The 8,004-nt window shown below is 32.9% G+C and carries 9 protein-coding genes; 6 read left to right on the plus strand and 3 right to left on the minus strand.

What is annotated here, in order from left to right; translation table 11 throughout:
• Positions 1 to 96 precede the first annotated feature (96 nt).
• The gene (locus tag Q9306_RS24190) at positions 97 to 579 is read right to left on the minus strand and encodes a DUF456 domain-containing protein (RefSeq protein WP_306203130.1); all 483 of its coding nucleotides are present in this window, start codon (positions 577 to 579) and stop codon (positions 97 to 99) included.
• 14 nt (positions 580 to 593) lie between these two features.
• The gene (locus Q9306_RS24195; protein WP_306203132.1) at positions 594 to 1,889 is read right to left on the minus strand and encodes a hemolysin family protein; all 1,296 of its coding nucleotides are present in this window, start codon (positions 1,887 to 1,889) and stop codon (positions 594 to 596) included.
• Between the two features lie 590 nt (positions 1,890 to 2,479).
• On the opposite strand from Q9306_RS24195, the gene Q9306_RS24200 reads away from it, so the two are divergent.
• The 6 genes from Q9306_RS24200 to Q9306_RS24225 all read left to right on the plus strand — a co-directional run bounded on the left by Q9306_RS24200 (position 2,480) and on the right by Q9306_RS24225 (position 7,575).
• Entirely contained in the window at positions 2,480 to 2,785 is a 306-nt protein-coding gene (locus Q9306_RS24200) for a hypothetical protein (protein WP_306203133.1), read from the plus strand.
• A 500-nt stretch (positions 2,786 to 3,285) separates the two neighbouring features.
• Positions 3,286 to 3,933, plus strand: a complete 648-nt coding sequence (cbpA, locus tag Q9306_RS24205; RefSeq protein ID WP_306203135.1) for a cyclic di-AMP binding protein CbpA — start codon at positions 3,286 to 3,288, stop codon at positions 3,931 to 3,933.
• A gap of 411 nt (positions 3,934 to 4,344) precedes the next feature.
• On the plus strand, positions 4,345 to 4,674 hold the full coding sequence (gene csaA, locus Q9306_RS24210) for a chaperone CsaA (RefSeq protein ID WP_306203137.1): 330 nt from the start codon (positions 4,345 to 4,347) through the stop codon (positions 4,672 to 4,674).
• Positions 4,675 to 4,691: 17 nt separating this feature from the next.
• The gene (locus Q9306_RS24215; protein ID WP_306203139.1) at positions 4,692 to 5,201 is read left to right on the plus strand and encodes a DUF1572 family protein; all 510 of its coding nucleotides are present in this window, start codon (positions 4,692 to 4,694) and stop codon (positions 5,199 to 5,201) included.
• A 167-nt stretch (positions 5,202 to 5,368) separates the two neighbouring features.
• Positions 5,369 to 6,523, plus strand: coding sequence for a stage II sporulation protein P (gene spoIIP / locus Q9306_RS24220; protein ID WP_306203141.1), 1,155 nt, complete (start codon positions 5,369 to 5,371; stop codon positions 6,521 to 6,523).
• Positions 6,524 to 6,834: 311 nt separating this feature from the next.
• The gene (locus Q9306_RS24225) at positions 6,835 to 7,575 is read left to right on the plus strand and encodes a M15 family metallopeptidase (protein WP_306203143.1); all 741 of its coding nucleotides are present in this window, start codon (positions 6,835 to 6,837) and stop codon (positions 7,573 to 7,575) included.
• Between the two features lie 198 nt (positions 7,576 to 7,773).
• Here Q9306_RS24225 and Q9306_RS24230 read toward each other — a convergent pair.
• Positions 7,774 to 8,004 (minus strand): transposase (locus Q9306_RS24230; protein ID WP_306203145.1); only part of this gene is annotated, 231 nt, incomplete at its 5' end.

Genomic DNA, 8,004 nt, shown 5'->3' on the forward strand with positions numbered 1-8,004 from the left:
ATTTTTTCTTTTGAAGAAAATTTAGCCATAAAAAAACTGCACCTCCAATTGTTAGACTGTGTCTAACAATTGGGGTGCACTTCAAGATAAGGATGGCTAAAAAAGAATATAGCACACAAATATAATAATCATAATGATTTGTAAAATCGCTTTAGCTATCGTACTGCTTAAAAATCCGATGACAGTAGCAATTCCAACCATAAAAGCTTCTTTTGGTGCTTTTTTATGCATTAATTCTGCTACGAAAACGGAGAGGAATGGGATAATAATCAGTCCAAATGGCGGGAAAAAGAAGGATCCAACAATGATCGAAACCATACCGACACGTTCGCTCCATTTTGTACTCCCATACTTTTTTAAGAAATAGCTATTCGTAATAAAATCAGCAATGAAAATAATAATTGTAAATATAATTTGAACAATCCAAAATGACGTTGTTAATTGCAAGTCGTTAATACCAAATTGATAAATGAAAAATCCAGCCCATAAAGCGAGTATACCTGGGATGATTGGATAGATGAATGCGATAAACGATATAATAAAACACGCGACAATACATATAGTTAACAAGAAATTCACGACATAACTCCTTTTTAGGTATCTATTTTACTTACCGCAATTTTCTTTATTTGATGTCCATCTAATTCTAATGCTTTAAACTGATAATTTTCATATTGAATAACATGACCAGGCTCAATATTTATGTCAATGACTTGTGACAAAAACCATCCTCCAATTGTATCTAAATCGCTATCATCAATATGAAGCCCAAACATATCATTAACATCAGAAATAAGTACTTTTCCATCAAGTACCGTTAATGTCGGATTGCGTTTCTCAATCATTGGTGTTTCATCAGTGTCAAACTCGTCTTGTATTTCTCCAATAATTTCTTCAATAATATCTTCCATTGTAAGAAGACCTGCAGTTCCACCGTATTCATCCATAATAATTGCAAGTTGGACGCGATTTTTTTGTAGATGAATGAGCGCCTTTTTTATTGGTACAGTTTCGAATACTGTTAAAACTGGATGTATGTATGATTGTAGCGGTTTGCATATACCTTTTGTTTGATCATGGAAGATTTCTTTTGTATTAATAATACCGACGATATCATCTTTGTCTTTTCCGATAACTGGATAACGTGTGTATTTTTCAGTAGAGATAATTTCCATATTTTCTGCTAATGAATTTTCGGTTGATAAACAGATCATTTCAGTACGCGGAACCATAATCTCTTTTGCAACTCGGTCATCGAATTCAAAAATATTGTTTACATATTTGTATTCGGATTGATTAATTTCTCCGCTCTTATAGCTTTCACTTAAAATAAGACGTAACTCTTCTTCAGAGTGAGAAAGTTCATTTTCTTTTACTGGTTGTAATCCAAATAGTTTCGTGAAAAAGAGTGCTGTACTATTTAATAACCAGATAAATGGATACATTATTTTATCAAATAGAATTAGAGGTCTTGCGAACTTCAATGTAATTTGTTCAGCTTTTTGAATAGCAAACGATTTTGGAACGAGCTCGCCTAGTACAACATGAAAGAACGTAATAATGCTAAAAGCCATAACAAAAGATAACGTGTGTGCCACCCTGCCTGTTATATTTATTTTTTCAAAAAGTGGCTTCAATAAATGTTCCACAGTAGGTTCACCAAGCCAACCGAGTCCTAATGATGTAATCGTAATGCCAAGCTGACAAGCAGATAAGTATACATCTAAATTCGAAATTACTTTTCTTGCTAGAACTGCTTGTTTGTTGCCTTCATTGGCAAGTTGGTCAATCCGAATTTTGCGTACTTTAACAACAGCAAACTCTGACGCAACGAAAAAGCCAGAAATAAGAATGAGTAAAGCAATGAGGAAAAGATTTAATATGTCCAAGGATATTCTTTATTCTAAATTTAGAATAAAGATGTCACCTCCTGTATAAAAGTTTTACTTTAATAATATATGGAAAAGGAAAGAATAGTCAAAGAAAGCAGGGGGAAAGTAATGTTTTAGTAAAAAAATAGCTATAAGAGGGAGAAGAGGGCTGATAAAAGTATTAATTTAATTGTCCATATTGACGATTAAAAAAAGGACACGCCAATATGGACCTCAATTGGTTAACCAATGATTAGTTGGAAGTAAAGATTCACTCTATTGTTGTGCGAGATAGGCTATGAATGTGTTCGGCATGACGATTTCCTTTCCATAATAATTGAAAAAGAGAAAGTAGTATATATGGGATATATAGTAATAAAAGGCCTATCGTAATAAGTATAGGGGAAGCAGCACAGTATTGTACAATAAATTGAAATAACCCATTTACATGAAAAATACATTCCATATATGTAAATGAAATTAATATGGATCCAATGATAGACTTATGATTGGCAAGTAGAGAAACAAACAGTGTATTACTATAAAAACCTGAATCATGAATATGTGTTGTATTTTGGACTGTATGCAAGAAAGGAATCCATTTTTTTATGGCTTGGATTATTATAACCATGGACGTACTACAAATAATTAAAAGGGAAGAAAAGTATGGAAAGGATATGTATGATGCTATGAATAGACAAAGAATAATGAAGCTACATTGTAGTAAAACAGTTCCAAATGAAAATGGAACCCAGCGTAACACTAAAAAATGTTTTTTATTTTTAGAAGATAATCTACTAAAAAATAGACCAATTCCAAGACTGATGAAAAACCCGACAGTAAATGAAAAAAAGAGCCGTATCATAGATAAAAAAAATAATTTCCATATGTATGGGAACAGTGCAGTTGAATGAAACGATTTTGTCATATTTTCTGGATGGTAAGAAAAGAAAAAGAATGATTCATGCGTCCAATCTGTTATCGGAATAGTAATGGAACGAAAATGAATGGACTCATTAATCATTGTATGTAGTACTTCAGGATAGGAATGTTCACTGTTAAGAAAAACAGAAGGAATTGGACTTATAAGGATAATGACTATAATCCCCAAAAGACAACGATATACATAAGAAATAATAGAAGTCGCCATACACCCCACCTTATCTTAGAATATTCTGAAAATTATTTCTATTATTGTAACGTTTTTTTATAGAATATACAATCTCTTTTAAGGAGGAAAGAAAATTTTTATAGAATATTTTCTTCGATATTTGTTGAAAAAATGAAAGGTTTAGGTAGAAATTGTGACGAATAACAATTAGAATTCAGAAAAATTAAATAAATTTATTTATTTTTTTCTAAAAATATTATATATTAATGTCACAGAAATTATTTTAACATAAGGGGGATTTTTATGAGAGTAAAGGGAAACTATGTTTTAAAAAGAGAAGTATTATTTTGTAAGGAAACATATACGTTACAAGAAGCATTAGATCATTTGAATAAAACGGGATATCGATGTGTTCCGGTTCTAGATGAAAAAGAAGAAATGTTTTTGGGGAATATTTACAAGGTAGATGTTTTAGAATACAAAGGTTCTTTAGACGATAATGTGAAAGAATTATTGCGCAATAAAGATGGCTATGTAAAAGAAGATTCCTCATTTTTTAAAGTTTTCTTTACAATTAAGGAGTTACCATATATCTCTGTTGTGAATGAAAATGGAATCTTTCTTGGAATTTTAACGCATAAAAAAGTGTTTGAATTACTAGAAGATGCATGGGGTCTTCATTCTAGTGAATATTCAGTTATGATCGGAACACAAGATTATAATGGTGCTATTCAAAAACTATCAACTGTATTAAAAAAATATAGCGGGATCCAAAGTTTAATGACTTTTGATAACAAAGCACTATATGTACGTAGAATTATGTTCACATTAGGAGAAGAGTTTGCGACAGAAGAGTTACAAACGCTTTTAACAGATTTAGAAGATCATGGATTCCGCGTTATTCATGTAGAAGAAATGAAAAATTCACGTGAAGTAGAAATTGTAGAGTAAGAGGAAAATCCATCCCTAAAAAATAGGGGATGGATTTTTTTATATACAAGCTAAAAAACGACATAAAAACGTATTATCTTTTTAGGGAGGACAAGAGCAGCTGGTCGCGTATAGAAACGGCCAGGGGCTAAAATAATATTTATAGATCGGAAGTATTGCAGGAAATATAAAAGATAGGTATGTAAGTATTTTTCTTTTACGAAGGAAAATGCAGAAGGTTATCTAATAAATAGATTGAATAAAGCTAACATGGCCCTTTCGTTTTAGTTGGAAACATAGAAACGTTGGAGTCTTATCCAGACGCATGCAAGGGATAAGACAAATACAGGTTATATTTTGTTCTATATAGCAACGTTAACTGTAGATAACTCAAAATAAATTTATATATTAATAGTAAGGAGGGGGATAGAAATGGCTACTTTTGAAGATTTCATGAAATTAGATATTCGTATTGGAACAATTCGCCAAGCCGAACTATTTCCAGAAGCCAGGGTGCCTGCAATTAAGCTTGAGATTGATTTTGGTGAACTTGGAATGAAACAGTCAAGCGCACAAATCACGAAACGATATACACCGGAAGAACTTATTGGAAAGCAAGTTGTTGCGATTGTTAATTTTCCGCCAAAAAGAGTGGCAGGATTCAAATCTGAAGTTCTTGTACTTGGTGGTGTTCCTGAAAAAGGAGATGTCATTTTACTAGAACCTGGTATGGAAGTGCCGAATGGGACAGCGATTAGTTAAAAATAGGAGGAGAAAAAATGGACATAGCAAAAGCTTATTTACAGTGTGCATTTGAAAATTTTCAAGCTATAAAAAGGCAAGGGGATCGAGCGTTATCGCAGCTTACTTATGAGGAAATGTGTTGGATTCCTCATGAAGAAGCAAATAGTATTGCGATCCTTGTGAAACACTTATCTGGAAATATGCGTTCAAGGTGGACAAATTTTTTAACGACAGATGGAGAAAAGAAAGATCGAAATCGTGACAATGAATTTGAAGGTAGATATGCTTCAAAAGAAGAATTGTTACATGCTTGGGAAGAAGGCTGGTTATTTGTATATCAGGCGCTTGAATCTATTACAATTAACGATATTCTAAAAACTGTATATATACGCCGAGAGCCGCATACCGTAATGCAAGCGATTGAAAGACAAATTGCCCATTATGCTTCGCACGTTGGGCAAATAATTTATATTGGAAAACTATTGAAGGGAAAAGATTGGACATGTTTAAGTATTCCGAGAGGAAAGTCTAATCAGTTTCTGTAAAAATAACGTTGGATGTACCGCAAGTAAAACAAAGAAATATGATAGTACAATCGGAAATAATCCAATCAACAGCTTCAATTCTTTTCACCCAAGTAGCAATATTGCCAAATTCCATTTGGTCTATTCTCTATAGCTTGTACATATGTTTAGGGAGAGAGGGTGATTTAATGAATCGAAGTTATTTTTATGTGAAACGGACAAGTCTTCCGAAATTTATTTTTCTACTTTTATTAGGTATTATGGCAGCTTTTTTATTTGTTAGTATGATTGTAACCTCATTAAAGGAGACAAAGTCAGCGTATTTATATAAATGGCTAAATGAACTGTCTATGAATGGTTATATGTATGTACTTGGTTCAGAAAATCGTTATTTTACACAAGAATATCGCCATTTGAATACAGATTTTTCGATTTCTTCTTTTGTCTTATCTGCTGCGACCAATATTCGATTTGATGATGTTCGTAGTTTAATTGGAATAGAGCTTCCTGGATTTTCAAAATATGACACGGAAATTGTAATTGCTGGGGAAGGAACAAATTATACAAATTTACCCATTGAATCGAGTGTACCTTTAGAAGAGCTTGTAAAAGAACGGACGGGAGAACAAGAAAAATCTCAAAAAAACGAATCACATGAAGAGAAAAAAAAGCCAGCCCAAACGACCGGGAATCGAAAAGTAGCATTTATTTATCATACGCATAGTTGGGAGTCATATTTACCATTGTTAAATTTAACGAATAATCCAAATCCCAATAAAGCAACTAGCTCAGTAAAGAATATTTCTATATTTGGGGATAGATTTCGCGAAAAGCTAGAGAATTATGGGATAGGTGCAACGGATGATAAAACAGATGTTGGAAAAATGTTAGTGAGCCGAGGATTAAATGATCGCAGTTCATATAAAATGTCTCGAGAGATTGTGCAAGAAGCAATGACAAGTAACAGAGAGCTGCAATACTTTTTTGATTTGCATAGAGATAGTGCTAGGAAAGAAGTAACGACGAAAACAATTGGTGATAAATCATATGCAAAGTTGGCATTTGTTATTGGCAAGGGAAATAAAAATTATGCGAAAAACCTGCAATTGGCAACAGCGCTACATGAGTCATTAAAGGAAAAATATCCCGGAGTAAGCCGAGGAGTTATTCAAAAAGATTTTAGCTCAGGAAACGGTGTATACAATCAAGATTTATCCGGTCAAGCTATTCTCATTGAAGTAGGCGGTGTTGATAATACAGAAGAGGAACTCGATCGTAGTATAGACGTACTTGCAGAAGCATTTAGTGAGTATTACTGGCAAGCTGAAAAGGTGAATGGTTAAGCGTAAGCAAGTGTTGCTTGCGCTATTTATTTTGTACAAAAGTTGTTTCTTTATCTTCTGAAAAGGGATTTGGAAGAATGATAGCGAATTTTCATTTATAAAACATCATTACCGATAATTTTATTATGTAAACAGTCAATTGAAGTATAAGCATTCTTAGAATTAGATAAGTAATTGTCATCAATTTGTTTAAAGAAGTAAAAAAATGGGCAAAAATACATGATATGTGATGGGAATAATTAATTGTTATGAACTGTAGTGGAAGTTGATAAGTGTGTAGTGGAAAAATTATTAGAATAAAAGGATGTTATATGAAAAAAAAATGGATGCTGTTCAGTGTAGTCATTATTGTTGGTGTGATTATGATTGTAATGTCCCAATATGTAAGGCATAAAGAAAAACAAGCGATAGAAGCACAAGGAAGTATTGTGTTTCCAAAGATACAAGAAACCATTGCAAAAATAGAAGGAGGGCTTGCGGTTGTTAATAACCCAGATTCAATACTTGTTCTTGTAAATAAGAAAAGGCGATTGCCTGATTTGTATGAGCCGCAAGATTTAGTGATACCCAAAGTACGTTTTTTATATGAAGGCGATAATGAAAAAAAGAAAATGCGCAAAGAAGCAGCTCTATCATTGGAGCGTATGTTTCAACAAGCGAAGCGTGAAAATATCTTTTTATTTGCTGTTTCAGCATTTCGTTCATTTGAAAGGCAAAAGGCATTGAATACGATGTATAAAAAACAAGATGGAGAAGCAAAAACAGCGATGTCTAGTGCTGTTCCTGGTACAAGTGAACATCAAACAGGATTAGCAGTAGATATTACATCACAATCGGCAAAGTTTCAATTAGAGCCTTCATTTGGAGAAACGAGGGAAGGAAAGTGGCTTGCTGAGAATGCACATAAGTTTGGGTTTATTATCCGTTATGAAAAAGAAAAAGAAGAGGTAACAGGGTATATGTATGAACCATGGCATGTTCGCTATGTTGGACATCCATATGCTACGTATTTATATGAAAACCAACTTGCTTTAGAAGAAGCTATCAAGTGATGATCCGTTAGTGTTTTTCTTAATCCTTTACAAATGGGTGTTTTATATTAATGATGGTATTATGTAAGAAAAAAGTATAAGTATAAACAAAAAAGCAATGTTTCTTAGAGGGAACATTGCTTTTTCACTTTGTTGAAAAAAGATTATGTCAAAGAAAATGCCAAATTTTTTTGGCATTTTCTTTGATTTATATTTGTTTTATAAAGTAGTTTCTTCTATAATTTGATGTGTTAGGTGTAAACCAACTCGCTTAAGTGAGCGAAGTTTGGTCCACTTTTTTAAGTTTTGTATGATGGCCGTCATCAAAACTTGTGTTTTAACTTTTTGAACTCCACGGTATCGCGCGTAGCGCAAACCGTGGAGTTCTTTACTATGTGCGAAACTCAGTTCCACTGTAGATGGACGAACAGAACGGAGAATTTTCCCTCT

It is taken from the genome of Bacillus multifaciens, from assembly GCF_030756675.1.
GTDB lineage: Bacteria > Bacillota > Bacilli > Bacillales > Bacillaceae_G > Bacillus_A > Bacillus_A multifaciens.